Source organism: Bacillus sp. 7894-2, assembly GCF_002272225.1.
GTDB lineage: Bacteria > Bacillota > Bacilli > Bacillales > Cytobacillaceae > Cytobacillus.
In genome coordinates, this window is sequence record NZ_NPDG01000144.1 from 15,679 (window position 1) to 27,864 (window position 12,186).

The window sequence follows — 12,186 nt, forward strand, 5'->3', positions numbered from 1 at the left end:
CAAGTTCTATGAAACCGTCCCGCGCCCTTTCCTTAAAAAATTATACTAACTCGATGATTACCATTGGCGCACCGTCTCCACGACGAGGTCCAAGTTTCATAATACGAGTGTATCCACCTTGGCGCTCTTCATAACGAGTTGCGATGTCGCTGAATAATTTTTGAACAGCATCCTGGTCAGTTTCAGCGTTAGCTACCTCGTTGCGAACAAATGCAGCTGCTTGACGGCGTGCATGCAAGTCGCCGCGCTTTCCAAGAGTGATCATTTTCTCAACAACTGAACGAAGTTCTTTCGCACGAGCTTCAGTTGTTTCGATGCGCTCATTGATGATTAGATCTGTTGCTAAGTCACGCAGCATAGCTTTACGTTGTGAGCTAGTGCGTCCTAACTTTCTGTATCCCATGAAAGTTTCCCTCCTTTGTTGAAGTCATTCAATCTGCTGAAAGCAAACATGCAGATAATCAATTAATCTTCATTAATCAATCGTCTTTGCGTAAGCCCAGTCCAAGATCTTCTAATTTATGTTTTACTTCCTCAAGTGACTTTCTGCCAAGGTTACGGACTTTCATCATATCCTCTTCAGTCTTATTGGCTAATTCCTGAACAGTATTGATGCCAGCGCGCTTTAAGCAGTTGTAAGAACGGACAGACAAGTCGAGTTCTTCAATTGTCATCTCAAGTACTTTCTCTTTTTGGTCTTCTTCTTTTTCAACCATGATTTCAGCATTTTGAGCTTCGTCAGTTAAACCGACAAAGATATTCAAATGCTCAGTTAAGATCTTCGCTCCAAGAGCAACCGCATCTTGAGGACCTGTACTGCCGTCAGTCCAAACATCGAATGTTAACTTATCAAAGTTAGTCATTTGACCCACACGTGTATTCTCTACCTGGTAAGAAATACGAGATACTGGAGTGTAGATGGAATCGATCGGAATCACACCGATTGGCTGATCTTCTCTCTTGTTTTGGTCAGCTGGTGTATAGCCTCGTCCGCGTCTTGCAGTTAAACGCATGCGCAGGTGGGCATTCGAACCAAGAGTAGCAATATGAAGATCCGGATTTAGGATTTCAACATCGCTGTCATGTGTTACGTCAGCTGCCTTCACTACACCCTCACCCTGAACATCGATTTCCAATGTTTTTTCTTCATCAGAGTAGATTTTAAGTGCTAGTTTTTTAATGTTTAAAATGATAGATGTTACATCTTCTACGACGCCTTCAATTGTTGAGAACTCATGAAGTACCCCATCAATTTGGATCGATGTGACAGCGGCACCTGGGAGTGAGGATAAAAGGATACGACGTAAGGAGTTACCCAAAGTTGTACCATACCCACGCTCAAGTGGCTCGACGACGAACTTGCCGTACTTGGCATCATCGTTGATCTCAACCGTTTCGATTTTTGGTTTTTCTATTTCGATCATCAAAATATACCCTCCTTCAAAACGTCGAAACCCCGGCTAGCAATCTCTAACCGAAATTCCCCCATGTATACGTTCCCGTTTTGTGCACAACAACTGGAATAATTGTTCTGTATAACTAAAAAATTAGTATCATATCCCATTATAGACAAGGATACAAATTCTATACAGAAAAATTATACACGGCGGCGTTTTGGCGGACGACATCCGTTATGAGGAACTGGAGTTACGTCTCTGATAGCAGTAACTTCTAGACCAGCAGCTTGAAGAGCACGGATTGCAGCTTCACGTCCTGCACCAGGTCCTTTAACAGTTACTTCAAGGGTTTTCATACCGTGTTCCTGAGAAGTTTTCGCTGCAGTTTCTGCTGCCATTTGTGCTGCGAATGGAGTAGATTTACGAGAACCTCTGAATCCAAGAGCTCCAGCACTTGACCATGAAATAGCATTCCCATGAACATCAGTGATAGTTACGATTGTGTTGTTGAAAGTAGAACGGATATGTGCAATACCCTGTTCAATATTCTTTTTCACACGACGCTTACGTGTATTAGTTTTACGAGCCATTTAAAGTTACCTCCTTTACTGATTATTTCTTCTTGTTCGCTACAGTCTTACGAGGACCTTTGCGTGTACGAGCGTTGTTTTTAGTGTTTTGTCCGCGAACCGGTAAACCACGGCGATGACGAAGACCGCGATAGCTTCCGATCTCCATTAGACGTTTGATGTTTAGTGAAACCTCACGGCGAAGGTCACCTTCAACTTTCAATTTGTCGATGATGTCACGGATTTTGTTAAGTTCATCTTCTGTAAGATCACGAACACGAGTGTCTTCAGAAACACCAGCTTCAGCCAAAACTTTCTGAGCTGTAGATTTACCAATACCAAAGATATAAGTTAATGAGATTACTACACGTTTTTCACGTGGAACATCTACACCAGCAATACGTGCCATTGTATAAGCGCACCTCCTTCGAATTAACCTTGTTTTTGTTTATGTTTAGGGTTTTCACAGATAACCATTACTTTTCCACGTCTGCGGATAACTTTACACTTTTCGCAGATTGGTTTAACTGATGGTCTTACTTTCATTATCCTAACCTCCTTAATAGTACGGAGTGCAATGATTATTTAAAACGATATGTGATTCTACCGCGTGTTAAATCATATGGAGATAGCTCAACTGTTACTTTATCTCCAGGTAAAATGCGGATGAAGTGCATGCGGATCTTACCGGATACATGAGCTAGCACTGTATGACCATTTTCTAATTCTACCTTAAACATTGCATTTGGCAAAGTATCAATAACTGTGCCTTCTATTTCGATTACATCGTCTTTCGCCATTGAACTTTATTCTCCCTTCTTCATATCATATACGAATTCATTTACATGCTTTGCAAGCGCAAAGCGCAACTTTCCGTTTGTTACACGGCCGGTCTCCTGGAGACTGGTCTGAACTTCTGGAGAGATATAATTAAGCAATTGCAGATGCTGAACGTTCTTTTTCTTCGGGCGGTCGAATTTCTTCCTGCCGCCGTCAGCAAGCATAACATACCTTTCATCCAACAACCTTATAATTATAGCATATTGACCAGCATCGCTTCCACTTTTGATCAAAACAATTTGACCATGCTGCGGATTCGTATCAGAACCAACCAATGGAATCACCTGCACCTTAGGCTTTTGTCAGTATTTCATAACCGGATTCAGTGATCGCTATTGTATGCTCATAATGTGCACACCTTTTACCGTCAACCGTTACTACTGTCCAGTTATCGGTTAAGGTTTTAACATAACGACTTCCTGCATTCACCATAGGTTCAATAGCAAGTACCATTCCCGGCTTTAAGCGCGGTCCTCTGTTAGGGGGTCCATAATGAGGAATTTGAGGATCCTCATGTAAGTCTTGCCCTACACCATGGCCGACATACTCGCGTACAATGGAAAAGCCATTAGATTCCGCATACGTTTGGATAGCATGGGAGATGTTCGACAAGCGCTCACCCGGTTTTGCTTCTTCAAGGCCCTTATATAACGATTCCTCTGTCACATCCATCAGACGCTCGGATTCTTCATCAATTTGGCCAACAGCATAAGTCCAGGCTGAGTCACCATGATAACCGTTATATTTAGCACCGATATCAATGCTGATTATATCACCGTCATTTAAAACTCGACCACCAGGAATGCCATGAACAAGTTCATCGTTAACTGAAGCACAAATGCTGCCGCGGAAACCATTATACCCTTTGAATGATGGAATTGCATCGTGTTTACGGATAAACCGGTCAGCAATAACATCCAGTTCGCGGGTTGTGATACCGGGTGCTATATGTTTTTTCAGTTCCTGATGTGTAAGTGCTACGATTCTGCCGGCCTCACGCATTATTTCAAGCTCACGCGGGGTTTTGCAAATGATCATTGTAAGCCCCCGAGCAATGCATCAAGATCAGAAAATACTTTATTAATATCCTGCTGACCATCAATATTGCGCAGATAACCTTTCGTTTCGTAGAAATCAAGCAACGGTTTTGTTTGTTTAATATTAACGTCAAGCCGATTCTGAACAGTCGCTTCATTATCATCAGCACGCTGATACAGCTCACCGCCGCAGCGATCACACACTCCGTCTTTCGCTGGGGGATTGAATACTAAATGATAAGTAGCTCCGCAGTCTTTACAGATGCGGCGTCCTGTAAGACGTTCCATTAGAATACTCTGATCAACATCAATATTAATAACATAATTGATTTTCTTGTTTAAATCAGAAAGGATGTTTTCAAGGGCATCTGCTTGGGCAACCGTTCTTGGGAAGCCATCCAGCAAAAAGCCTTTTTCACAATCATCCTTGCTTAATCGTTCACGTACAATGCCGATTGTTACCTCATCAGGAACAAGCTCGCCTTTATCCATGAATGATTTTGCTTTAAGGCCTAGGTCCGTTTCGTCTTTAATAGCCGCACGGAACATATCTCCGGTAGAAATATGAGGGATGCCGTATTTTTGGACGATCTTCTCGGCTTGTGTACCTTTACCGGCACCAGGGAGCCCCATTAAAACTAAATTCACGTCAATTTCCCCCTAGTCTCCAAATGGTATAAGGGAACATGCGTCCCCTACAACCAAATTATTTAATGAAACCTTTATAATGACGTTTAACCAGCTGTGCTTCAAGCTGCTTCATCGTTTCCAGTGCAACACCGACAACGATCAACAGGCTTGTGCCTCCAATTTGAGCAGATTCAGGCAATCCGGCGATATTGATGAAGAATACCGGCAGAATTGAAATCACTGTCAGGAATAGCGCACCGACAAAAGTTAAACGGTATAAGACGCGAGTCAGATATTCCTGCGTGTTATTTCCTGGACGGATGCCCGGGATATAACCGCCCTGCTTCTTCAGGTTTTCCGCAACTTGTTCCGGGTTCACCTGAATGAAAGCATAGAAATAAGTAAAAGCAATGATTAATGCACTATAGATGACCATTCCGATTGGAGACGTATAGTCAAATATTCTTTGAATCCATAGCGTAACATCACTCTGCTCAAAGAAACCGGCAATGGTTCTTGGCGTGATGATGAAAGAAATCGCAAAGATTACTGGAATTACACCAGCTGCATTAACTTTTAACGGAAGATGAGTTGATTGTCCGCCAGCAGAATTTTGTCCTGCTGTTACACGCTTAGCATATTGAATAGGAATCTTTCTTAATGCCTGTTGGATGAAGATCGTTCCTACAACAATAGCAATGACTGCGATCAGGATAAGCACGATTGTCACAATGCGAAGGAATAGCTGCTCTCCAGCATTTTCAAACTGCTGAGCGTAAATCTGGTTAACCGTTGAAGGAATTCCAGCCACGATACCAGCAAAGATAATGATGGAAATACCATTTCCTACACCTTTTGATGTAATCTGCTCACCAAGCCACATTAGAAATGCAGTTCCGGCAGTCAATACCACAGCAATCAATAGATAAGAGGTAATTCCCGGATTCTCAATCAGCATTCCGCCTGCTAGGTTATTAAACCCATAAGACATACCGAGAGCCTGGATAAAACCAAGCACGATAGTAAAGTAACGGGTAAACTGAGCTAACTTACGGCGTCCAACATCTCCCTGCTTTGACCATTCCGTAAACTTAGGAACAACATCCATCTGCAGAAGCTGCACAATGATGGATGCCGTAATGTACGGCATGATACCCATTGCAAGAATGGAGAAGTTTAGGAGCGCCCCGCCGCCGAATGTATTCAGAACACCGAATACATTAAGTTCATCCTGGGCTTTTAATAGCTCTGCATTTACGCCCGGTACAGGGATAAATGTACCGATGCGAAATACAACCAGCATTAAAAGGGTGAAGATAATCTTTCGTCTTATATCACCCACACGCATAAAATTGGAGATTGTCTGAAACATTAAATCACCTCAGTTTGACCGCCGGCAGCTTCAATAGCTTCCTTTGCAGCAGAGGAGAATTTATGAGCTTTAACTGTAAGCTTTTTCTCAACTTTGCCTTTTGCAAGAATCTTGATTCCTGCTTTTTCGTTGCTTACTACACCAGTTTCGATAAGAAGCGCTGGAGTTACTTCAGCTCCATCTTCGAAACGGTTTAGAGCATCAAGGTTCACAATCGCGTACTCTTTACGGTTGATGTTAGTGAAACCGCGTTTAGGCAAGCGTTGGAATAAAGGTGTTTGACCACCCTCGAATCCAGGACGGACACCGCCGCCAGAACGAGCGTTTTGACCTTTATGACCCTTACCAGCAGTTTTACCATTACCGGAACCGATACCACGGCCTTTGCGTTTGCGTTCCCCACGAGAACCTTCTGCAGGCTTTAATTCATGAAGTTTCATGTTGGCACCTCCTTATTTGTAGAAGAATAGATTTATTTTTCTTTTACCACAACAAGGTGAGCAACTTTGTTGATCATTCCGCGGATAGCAGGATTATCTTGATGCTCAACTGTTTGGTGCATTTTGCGTAAGCCAAGAGCCTTAACTGTTTCGCGCTGGTCTTGCGGGCGACCAATCACGCTGCGAGTGAGGGTTACTTCAAGTTTATTCGCCATTTGATATCCCTCCTTATCCTAACAGTTCTTCTACTGATTTACCACGTAATTTCGCTACGTCCTCAGCACGTTTTAATTGAGTTAAACCGTTCAAAGTGGCGCGAACCATGTTGATTGGTGTGTTAGTACCTAAAGATTTAGATAAGATATCACCAACACCAGCTAATTCAAGAACCGCACGAACTGGACCGCCGGCGATTACTCCAGTACCTTCAGAAGCAGGCTTAAGAAGGATTTCTCCAGCACCGAAGTGACCGATTACCTGGTGAGGAATTGTACTTCCAACCATAGGTACTTCGACTAAGTTTTTCTTAGCATCTTCCATAGCTTTGCGGATCGCTTCAGGAACTTCCTGTGCTTTACCTGTACCAAAGCCAACGTGACCGTTTTTGTCACCTACTACTACAAGAGCAGAGAAACGAAAACGACGTCCACCTTTAACAACCTTTGCTACACGATTAATCGTAACTACGCGCTCTTCAAGTTCAAGTTTGTTTGGATCAATACGACGCATCTTTTTGTGTCCCTCCTTTGTCTATTAAAATTCTAAACCATTTTCACGTGCTGCATCAGCTAATGCTTGAACACGTCCATGATATAGATAGCCACCACGATCGAAAACGACAGCTTTAACGCCTTTTTCGACTGCGCGCTTTGCAACTAATTCTCCGACCTTAACTGCTGCATCAACGTTGCTAGTTGCATCAAGGTTTACTTCTTTATCTTGTGTAGAAGCACTTGCTACAGTAACTCCGTTTACATCATCAATAAGTTGAGCATAAATGTGCTTGTTTGAACGATACACATTTAGACGAGGACGAGCCGCAGTTCCAGAAAGTTTCGCACGCACACGAGCATGCCTTTTCTTACGAACTGCATTTTTATCAGCCTTCGTAATCATTTCGGTCACTCCTTTCGTTTACCTAAGCGGCATTACTTACCAGTTTTACCTTCTTTACGACGAACATATTCGCCTTCATAGCGGATACCTTTACCTTTGTAAGGCTCTGGAGGACGAACATCACGGATGTTGGCAGCCAATGCACCAACACGTTCTTTGTCAGTACCTTTAACCATGATCTTTGTGTTAGATGGCACTTCAACTTCAATACCTTCTTCAGGTTCGATTTCAACAGGATGAGAGTAACCAACGTTTAAAACAAGCTTTTTGCCTTGTTTTTGAGCACGGTAACCGACACCGATAAGCTCTAGTCCTCTTTCGAATCCTTTTGACACACCCTCAACCATGTTAGCTAGAAGTGCGCGAGTAGTTCCGTGCAATGCGCGGTGTTCTTTCGCATCAGATGGACGGGATACGTTGATTACGCTGTCCTCCACCTTGATTTCGATATCCTGGTTGAATGAACGAGTTAGTTCACCTTTAGGACCCTTCACAGTAACCGTGTTATTGTCGTTAGTAACAGTAACACCAGTTGGAATTTCGATTGGTTTTTTACCTATACGAGACATTTAATTGCACCTCCATTCATGAAAAACTCTATTACCAAACGTATGCTAATACTTCTCCGCCGACTTGTTTAGCGCGGGCATCTTTATCAGTGATAACTCCTTGAGAAGTAGAAACTAGTGCGATTCCAAGACCGTTAAGTACGCGAGGTACTTCATCAGCCTTTGCGTATACACGAAGACCAGGCTTACTGATACGCTTAAGACCAGTGATAACGCGTTCGTTGTTTGAACCGTATTTTAGGAAAATGCGGATGATGCCTTGCTTGTTATCTTCGATAAGCTCAACATCACGTACAAAACCTTCACGCTTTAAGATCTCTGCAATTTCTTTCTTGATGTTAGAAGCAGGAACTTCTAATTTTTCGTGACGAACCATGTTCGCATTACGGATGCGAGTTAGCAAGTCTGCAATTGGATCTGTCATGACCATTGTTTTTACCTCCTTCCCATGCTTGGGGTTTACCAGCTAGCTTTTTTCACGCCAGGAATTTGTCCTTTATATGCTAATTCACGGAAACAAATACGACAAAGCTTAAATTTACGGTATACAGAATGTGGACGTCCACAGCGTTCGCAGCGAGTGTACTCCTGTACCTTGTGTTTAGGCGTGCGTTTTTGCTTCGCAATCATTGACTTTTTAGCCACGTTTTCGCCTCCCTCTATTTAGCGATTACTTTTGGAATGGCATTCCAAATTGAGTTAAAAGTTCACGAGCTTCTTCATCAGTGTTAGCTGTAGTTACGATAACGATATCCATACCACGAACTTTGCTTACTTTATCGTAATCAATCTCAGGGAAGATTAACTGTTCTTTGACACCTAGAGTATAGTTACCACGGCCGTCAAATGACTTCTTAGAGATACCGCGGAAGTCACGCACACGTGGAAGAGATACAGATACTAACTTATCAAAGAACTCATACATGCGCTCTCCACGAAGAGTAACCTTCGCACCGATTGGCATACCTTCACGAAGACGGAAGCCAGCGATTGATTTCTTAGCGCGAGTGATAACCGGCTTTTGACCAGTGATCAAAGTTAATTCCTCAACAGCTTTATCTAGTGCTTTAGCGTTTTGAACAGCGTCACCAATACCCATGTTGATAACGATTTTGTCAAGCTTAGGTGCTTGCATAACTGATTTATAGTTAAACTTGCTCATTAGAGCAGGAGTAATTTCTTTTGAATGCTTTTCTTTTAGGCGGTTCATTCATTGTACCTCCCTTCTTCTTTGAACTTATTTATCTAGAAATTCACCGGATTTTGTTGCAACACGTACTTTTTTGCCATCAACCGTTTTATAGCCTACACGAGTTGGTTCACCAGATTTAGGATCAACAGGCATAACGTTTGATACATGAACAGGTGCCTCTTGGCTGATGATTCCGCCTTGCGGGTTCATCTGAGAAGGCTTAGAGTGTTTCTTTACAATGTTAACTCCTTCAACAAGCACTCGGCTTTGTTTAGGAAACGCTGCAAGAATAACGCCCGTTTTGCCTTTATCCTTACCAGAGATGACCATAACTTTGTCACCTTTTTTCACATGCATCTGCGCGCACCTCCTTAAAGGCAATTTGATTTGTTATTTATAATACTTCTGGAGCTAATGATACAATTTTCATGAAGTTGTTTTCACGTAGTTCACGTGCAACCGGTCCGAAGATACGAGTTCCGCGTGGTCCTTTGTCATCACGAATAATTACACATGCGTTTTCATCGAAACGAATGTAAGTACCGTCATTACGGCGTACACCGCTCTTAGTACGAACAACTACCGCTTTAACAACATCACCTTTTTTAACAACGCCACCTGGTGTTGCTTGTTTCACTGTACAAACGATAACATCACCGATGTTAGCAGTTTTGCGGCCAGAGCCACCAAGAACTTTGATTGTAAGTACTTCACGAGCACCAGAGTTGTCAGCAACTTTTAAACGTGATTCTTGTTGAATCATGTGTGTAACCTCCCTTCGGGATAAATCTCCCAACCGAACAATTAGATAATAACTGCTTTTTCAACTACTTCTACAAGACGGAAGCGTTTAGTCGCAGATAGTGGACGAGTTTCCATAATACGAACGATATCGCCAGTTTTTGCTTGGTTTTGCTCATCATGAGCCTTGAACTTTTTAGAGTACTTAACGCGTTTACCGTAAAGTGGATGCTTTTTGTAAGTTTCGACAAGAACCGTTACTGTCTTATCCATTTTGTCAGAAACGACGCGTCCAGTGTAAACTTTGCGTTGGTTGCGTTCACTCATTGTGCGAACCTCCTCTCAATATCACTTGCTAAAGCCGATTTCTCTTTCACGAATAACAGTTTTCATGCGGGCAATCGCTTTGCGTACTTCACGAATGCGAGCTGTGTTTTCAAGTTGTCCAGTCGCCAATTGAAAGCGAAGGTTGAAAAGCTCTTCTTTTAATGATTTTACTTTTTGTTCAATTTCGGCAGTGGTCAGGTCACGAATTTCATTAGCTTTCATTTGATTCACCACCAATTTCTTCTCGTTTTACAAACTTGCACTTAAGTGGAAGTTTGTGTGCTGCAAGACGTAATGCTTCACGAGCGATCTCTTCAGATACACCAGCGATTTCGAACATTACTTTACCAGGCTTTACAACTGCTACCCATCCTTCAGGAGCACCTTTACCAGAACCCATGCGGACTTCTAGAGGCTTTGCAGTGTAAGGCTTGTGTGGGAAAATTTGAATCCAAACTTTACCGCCACGTTTCATGTAACGAGTCATTGCAATACGTGCAGATTCGATTTGACGGTTAGTGATCCAAGAAGCTTCTAGAGCTTGAAGGCCATATTCACCGAAGTTTACTTCAGTTCCGCCTTTTGATTGACCACGCATTTTTCCGCGGTGTACACGACGATATTTTACGCGCTTTGGCAATAACATATTATTTGCCTCCTTCCCCAGTTTTCTTCTTCGTAGGAAGGACCTCTCCACGATAGATCCATACTTTTACGCCCAATTTACCGTAAGTTGTATCAGCTTCAACTGCAGCATAATCGATATCAGCACGAAGAGTATGAAGTGGAACTGTTCCTTCGCTGTATGATTCTGAACGAGCTATATCAGCACCGCCTAAACGACCAGATACCATTGTTTTGATACCTTTAGCGCCAGCGCGCATTGCACGTTGAATAGTTTGTTTTTGAGCACGACGGAAAGATACGCGGTTTTCTAATTGACGAGCAATGTTTTCCGCAACCAATTTCGCATCGATATCTGCTCTTTTAATTTCAAGAATGTTGATGTGAACACGCTTGCCGGTTAATGAGTTAAGTGACTTACGAAGTGCTTCAACCTCAGTACCACCTTTACCGATAACCATTCCTGGTTTCGCAGTGTGGATAGTGATGTTCAGGCGATTAGCAGCACGTTCGATTTCTACTTTAGAAACAGAAGCTTCGCTTAGACGCTTTGAGATGTACTCACGAACCTTAAGGTCTTCGTGTAAAAGATCAGCATAGTCTTTGCCTGCGTACCATTTTGACTCCCAATCACGGATGACACCGACACGCAAACCGACTGGATTTACTTTTTGACCCACTGATTATCCCTCCTTCTTTTCTGATAAAACGATAGTAATATGGCTAGTGCGCTTGTTGATTTGGCTTGCACGGCCCATAGCGCGAGGACGGAAACGTTTTAAAGTTGGTCCTTCGTCTACGAATGCTTGAGCAACTACCAGGTTGTTAACGTCCATTTCGTAGTTGTGCTCAGCGTTAGCTAGTGCAGATTTTAAAACTTTCTCTACGATTGGAGAAGCAGCTTTAGGTGTAAGGTTTAAAATCGCTACTGCTTCGCCTACTTGCTTTCCTCGAATTAAATCTACGACTAAACGAGCTTTACGAGGAGCAATACGAACTGTTCTTGCAACAGCTTTAGCTTGCATTAGAATGCCCTCCTCTCATTAACGTCTTGTTTTCTTATCATCATTGCCATGGCCTTTGTACGCACGAGTTGGAGCGAATTCTCCAAGCTTGTGGCCTACCATGTCTTCAGTGATGTATACAGGCACATGTTTACGACCATCATAAACTGCGATTGTGTGTCCGATGAATTGTGGGAAGATCGTAGAACGGCGAGACCAAGTTTTAGTAACTTGCTTGCTTTCTGTTTCATTAAGCTTTTCGATCTTTGTCATTAAATGTTCATCAACAAAAGGTCCTTTTTTTAAGCTGCGACCCATGATTGAACCT

25 protein-coding genes and 1 pseudogene are annotated in these 12,186 nt (G+C 42.7%); all 26 read right to left on the reverse strand.

Annotation, left to right across the window (positions count from 1 at the left end; translation table 11 throughout):
• Positions 1 to 40: 40 nt before the first annotated feature.
• Positions 41 to 403, reverse strand: coding sequence for a 50S ribosomal protein L17 (rplQ, locus tag CHI10_RS20320; protein WP_009336608.1), 363 nt, complete (start codon positions 401 to 403; stop codon positions 41 to 43).
• Positions 404 to 479: 76 nt separating this feature from the next.
• Positions 480 to 1,424: a DNA-directed RNA polymerase subunit alpha gene (locus CHI10_RS20325; protein WP_048011509.1), complete on the reverse strand. Its 945-nt coding sequence runs from the start codon at positions 1,422 to 1,424 to the stop codon at positions 480 to 482.
• 173 nt (positions 1,425 to 1,597) lie between these two features.
• Positions 1,598 to 1,987 carry a 30S ribosomal protein S11 gene (rpsK, locus tag CHI10_RS20330; RefSeq protein WP_095245986.1) on the reverse strand — a complete coding sequence of 130 codons (390 nt, stop codon included), beginning with the start codon at positions 1,985 to 1,987 and terminating at the stop codon, positions 1,598 to 1,600.
• 22 nt (positions 1,988 to 2,009) lie between these two features.
• Complete coding sequence (rpsM, locus tag CHI10_RS20335; protein WP_009336605.1) at positions 2,010 to 2,375, reverse strand: 30S ribosomal protein S13; 366 nt, start codon at positions 2,373 to 2,375, stop codon at positions 2,010 to 2,012.
• Between the two features lie 23 nt (positions 2,376 to 2,398).
• Positions 2,399 to 2,512 carry a 50S ribosomal protein L36 gene (rpmJ, locus tag CHI10_RS20340; protein WP_000868344.1) on the reverse strand — a complete coding sequence of 38 codons (114 nt, stop codon included), beginning with the start codon at positions 2,510 to 2,512 and terminating at the stop codon, positions 2,399 to 2,401.
• A gap of 35 nt (positions 2,513 to 2,547) precedes the next feature.
• A complete protein-coding gene (gene infA / locus CHI10_RS20345; RefSeq protein WP_066192222.1) occupies positions 2,548 to 2,766 on the reverse strand; it encodes a translation initiation factor IF-1 in 219 nt (72 codons plus the stop codon).
• Positions 2,723 to 3,081, reverse strand: a pseudogene (locus CHI10_RS20350) (KOW domain-containing RNA-binding protein). The gene infA and the pseudogene CHI10_RS20350 overlap by 44 nt, the downstream one beginning before the upstream one ends.
• A 16-nt stretch (positions 3,082 to 3,097) precedes the next feature.
• Positions 3,098 to 3,844 carry a type I methionyl aminopeptidase gene (gene map, locus CHI10_RS20355; protein WP_076262059.1) on the reverse strand — a complete coding sequence of 249 codons (747 nt, stop codon included), beginning with the start codon at positions 3,842 to 3,844 and terminating at the stop codon, positions 3,098 to 3,100.
• On the reverse strand, positions 3,841 to 4,491 hold the full coding sequence (locus tag CHI10_RS20360; protein WP_095245987.1) for an adenylate kinase: 651 nt from the start codon (positions 4,489 to 4,491) through the stop codon (positions 3,841 to 3,843). The genes map and CHI10_RS20360 overlap by 4 nt, the downstream gene beginning before the upstream one ends.
• Before the next feature lie 58 nt (positions 4,492 to 4,549).
• Positions 4,550 to 5,845 (reverse strand): preprotein translocase subunit SecY, encoded by a 1,296-nt coding sequence (gene secY, locus CHI10_RS20365; RefSeq protein ID WP_095245988.1) that lies wholly within the window; start codon positions 5,843 to 5,845, stop codon positions 4,550 to 4,552.
• Positions 5,845 to 6,285: a 50S ribosomal protein L15 gene (gene rplO, locus CHI10_RS20370; protein WP_035332284.1), complete on the reverse strand. Its 441-nt coding sequence runs from the start codon at positions 6,283 to 6,285 to the stop codon at positions 5,845 to 5,847. The genes secY and rplO overlap by 1 nt, the downstream gene beginning before the upstream one ends.
• Before the next feature lie 32 nt (positions 6,286 to 6,317).
• On the reverse strand, positions 6,318 to 6,500 hold the full coding sequence (rpmD, locus tag CHI10_RS20375) for a 50S ribosomal protein L30 (protein WP_009336598.1): 183 nt from the start codon (positions 6,498 to 6,500) through the stop codon (positions 6,318 to 6,320).
• A 13-nt stretch (positions 6,501 to 6,513) separates the two neighbouring features.
• Positions 6,514 to 7,014, reverse strand: a complete 501-nt coding sequence (gene rpsE, locus CHI10_RS20380; RefSeq protein ID WP_095245989.1) for a 30S ribosomal protein S5 — start codon at positions 7,012 to 7,014, stop codon at positions 6,514 to 6,516.
• Positions 7,015 to 7,038: 24 nt separating this feature from the next.
• Complete coding sequence (gene rplR / locus CHI10_RS20385; RefSeq protein WP_095245990.1) at positions 7,039 to 7,401, reverse strand: 50S ribosomal protein L18; 363 nt, start codon at positions 7,399 to 7,401, stop codon at positions 7,039 to 7,041.
• A 32-nt stretch (positions 7,402 to 7,433) separates the two neighbouring features.
• The gene (gene rplF, locus CHI10_RS20390) at positions 7,434 to 7,970 is read right to left on the reverse strand and encodes a 50S ribosomal protein L6 (RefSeq protein ID WP_095245991.1); all 537 of its coding nucleotides are present in this window, start codon (positions 7,968 to 7,970) and stop codon (positions 7,434 to 7,436) included.
• A 31-nt stretch (positions 7,971 to 8,001) separates the two neighbouring features.
• Positions 8,002 to 8,400: a 30S ribosomal protein S8 gene (rpsH, locus tag CHI10_RS20395; protein ID WP_095245992.1), complete on the reverse strand. Its 399-nt coding sequence runs from the start codon at positions 8,398 to 8,400 to the stop codon at positions 8,002 to 8,004.
• Positions 8,401 to 8,429: 29 nt separating this feature from the next.
• Complete coding sequence (gene rpsN / locus CHI10_RS20400) at positions 8,430 to 8,615, reverse strand: 30S ribosomal protein S14 (protein WP_009336593.1); 186 nt, start codon at positions 8,613 to 8,615, stop codon at positions 8,430 to 8,432.
• A 25-nt stretch (positions 8,616 to 8,640) separates the two neighbouring features.
• A complete protein-coding gene (gene rplE / locus CHI10_RS20405) occupies positions 8,641 to 9,180 on the reverse strand; it encodes a 50S ribosomal protein L5 (protein WP_095245993.1) in 540 nt (179 codons plus the stop codon).
• A 27-nt stretch (positions 9,181 to 9,207) separates the two neighbouring features.
• Positions 9,208 to 9,519 carry a 50S ribosomal protein L24 gene (gene rplX / locus CHI10_RS20410; RefSeq protein ID WP_095245994.1) on the reverse strand — a complete coding sequence of 104 codons (312 nt, stop codon included), beginning with the start codon at positions 9,517 to 9,519 and terminating at the stop codon, positions 9,208 to 9,210.
• A 37-nt stretch (positions 9,520 to 9,556) separates the two neighbouring features.
• Complete coding sequence (rplN, locus tag CHI10_RS20415; RefSeq protein WP_009336590.1) at positions 9,557 to 9,925, reverse strand: 50S ribosomal protein L14; 369 nt, start codon at positions 9,923 to 9,925, stop codon at positions 9,557 to 9,559.
• A gap of 41 nt (positions 9,926 to 9,966) precedes the next feature.
• On the reverse strand, positions 9,967 to 10,230 hold the full coding sequence (gene rpsQ / locus CHI10_RS20420; protein ID WP_009336589.1) for a 30S ribosomal protein S17: 264 nt from the start codon (positions 10,228 to 10,230) through the stop codon (positions 9,967 to 9,969).
• Between the two features lie 21 nt (positions 10,231 to 10,251).
• A complete protein-coding gene (gene rpmC, locus CHI10_RS20425) occupies positions 10,252 to 10,452 on the reverse strand; it encodes a 50S ribosomal protein L29 (protein ID WP_009336588.1) in 201 nt (66 codons plus the stop codon).
• Positions 10,442 to 10,876 (reverse strand): 50S ribosomal protein L16, encoded by a 435-nt coding sequence (gene rplP, locus CHI10_RS20430; RefSeq protein WP_095245995.1) that lies wholly within the window; start codon positions 10,874 to 10,876, stop codon positions 10,442 to 10,444. The genes rpmC and rplP overlap by 11 nt, the downstream gene beginning before the upstream one ends.
• A gap of 1 nt (position 10,877) precedes the next feature.
• Positions 10,878 to 11,534 (reverse strand): 30S ribosomal protein S3, encoded by a 657-nt coding sequence (gene rpsC / locus CHI10_RS20435; RefSeq protein ID WP_095245996.1) that lies wholly within the window; start codon positions 11,532 to 11,534, stop codon positions 10,878 to 10,880.
• Between the two features lie 3 nt (positions 11,535 to 11,537).
• Positions 11,538 to 11,879: a 50S ribosomal protein L22 gene (rplV, locus tag CHI10_RS20440; protein WP_009336582.1), complete on the reverse strand. Its 342-nt coding sequence runs from the start codon at positions 11,877 to 11,879 to the stop codon at positions 11,538 to 11,540.
• 18 nt (positions 11,880 to 11,897) lie between these two features.
• Positions 11,898 to 12,176, reverse strand: coding sequence for a 30S ribosomal protein S19 (rpsS, locus tag CHI10_RS20445; protein WP_009336580.1), 279 nt, complete (start codon positions 12,174 to 12,176; stop codon positions 11,898 to 11,900).
• Positions 12,177 to 12,186 lie beyond the last annotated feature (10 nt).

Coding starts and splice junctions, on each gene's coding strand:
- rplR (WP_095245990.1), bottom strand. CDS start 7,401: ATGATTACGAAGGCTGATAAAAATGCAGTTCGTAAGAAAAGGCATGCT.
- rplF (WP_095245991.1), bottom strand. CDS start 7,970: ATGTCTCGTATAGGTAAAAAACCAATCGAAATTCCAACTGGTGTTACT.
- rpsH (WP_095245992.1), bottom strand. CDS start 8,400: ATGGTCATGACAGATCCAATTGCAGACTTGCTAACTCGCATCCGTAAT.
- rpsE (WP_095245989.1), bottom strand. CDS start 7,014: ATGCGTCGTATTGATCCAAACAAACTTGAACTTGAAGAGCGCGTAGTT.
- rpmJ (WP_000868344.1), bottom strand. CDS start 2,512: ATGAAAGTAAGACCATCAGTTAAACCAATCTGCGAAAAGTGTAAAGTT.
- rpsM (WP_009336605.1), bottom strand. CDS start 2,375: ATGGCACGTATTGCTGGTGTAGATGTTCCACGTGAAAAACGTGTAGTA.
- infA (WP_066192222.1), bottom strand. CDS start 2,766: ATGGCGAAAGACGATGTAATCGAAATAGAAGGCACAGTTATTGATACT.
- rplN (WP_009336590.1), bottom strand. CDS start 9,925: ATGATTCAACAAGAATCACGTTTAAAAGTTGCTGACAACTCTGGTGCT.
- rpmC (WP_009336588.1), bottom strand. CDS start 10,452: ATGAAAGCTAATGAAATTCGTGACCTGACCACTGCCGAAATTGAACAA.
- rpsK (WP_095245986.1), bottom strand. CDS start 1,987: ATGGCTCGTAAAACTAATACACGTAAGCGTCGTGTGAAAAAGAATATT.
- rpsQ (WP_009336589.1), bottom strand. CDS start 10,230: ATGAGTGAACGCAACCAACGCAAAGTTTACACTGGACGCGTCGTTTCT.
- map (WP_076262059.1), bottom strand. CDS start 3,844: ATGATCATTTGCAAAACCCCGCGTGAGCTTGAAATAATGCGTGAGGCC.
- CHI10_RS20325 (WP_048011509.1), bottom strand. CDS start 1,424: ATGATCGAAATAGAAAAACCAAAAATCGAAACGGTTGAGATCAACGAT.
- rplX (WP_095245994.1), bottom strand. CDS start 9,519: ATGCATGTGAAAAAAGGTGACAAAGTTATGGTCATCTCTGGTAAGGAT.
- rpsS (WP_009336580.1), bottom strand. CDS start 12,176: ATGGGTCGCAGCTTAAAAAAAGGACCTTTTGTTGATGAACATTTAATG.
- rplE (WP_095245993.1), bottom strand. CDS start 9,180: ATGAACCGCCTAAAAGAAAAGCATTCAAAAGAAATTACTCCTGCTCTA.
- rplQ (WP_009336608.1), bottom strand. CDS start 403: ATGGGATACAGAAAGTTAGGACGCACTAGCTCACAACGTAAAGCTATG.
- rplV (WP_009336582.1), bottom strand. CDS start 11,879: ATGCAAGCTAAAGCTGTTGCAAGAACAGTTCGTATTGCTCCTCGTAAA.
- rpmD (WP_009336598.1), bottom strand. CDS start 6,500: ATGGCGAATAAACTTGAAGTAACCCTCACTCGCAGCGTGATTGGTCGC.
- rplO (WP_035332284.1), bottom strand. CDS start 6,285: ATGAAACTTCATGAATTAAAGCCTGCAGAAGGTTCTCGTGGGGAACGC.
- secY (WP_095245988.1), bottom strand. CDS start 5,845: ATGTTTCAGACAATCTCCAATTTTATGCGTGTGGGTGATATAAGACGA.
- rplP (WP_095245995.1), bottom strand. CDS start 10,876: ATGTTATTGCCAAAGCGCGTAAAATATCGTCGTGTACACCGCGGAAAA.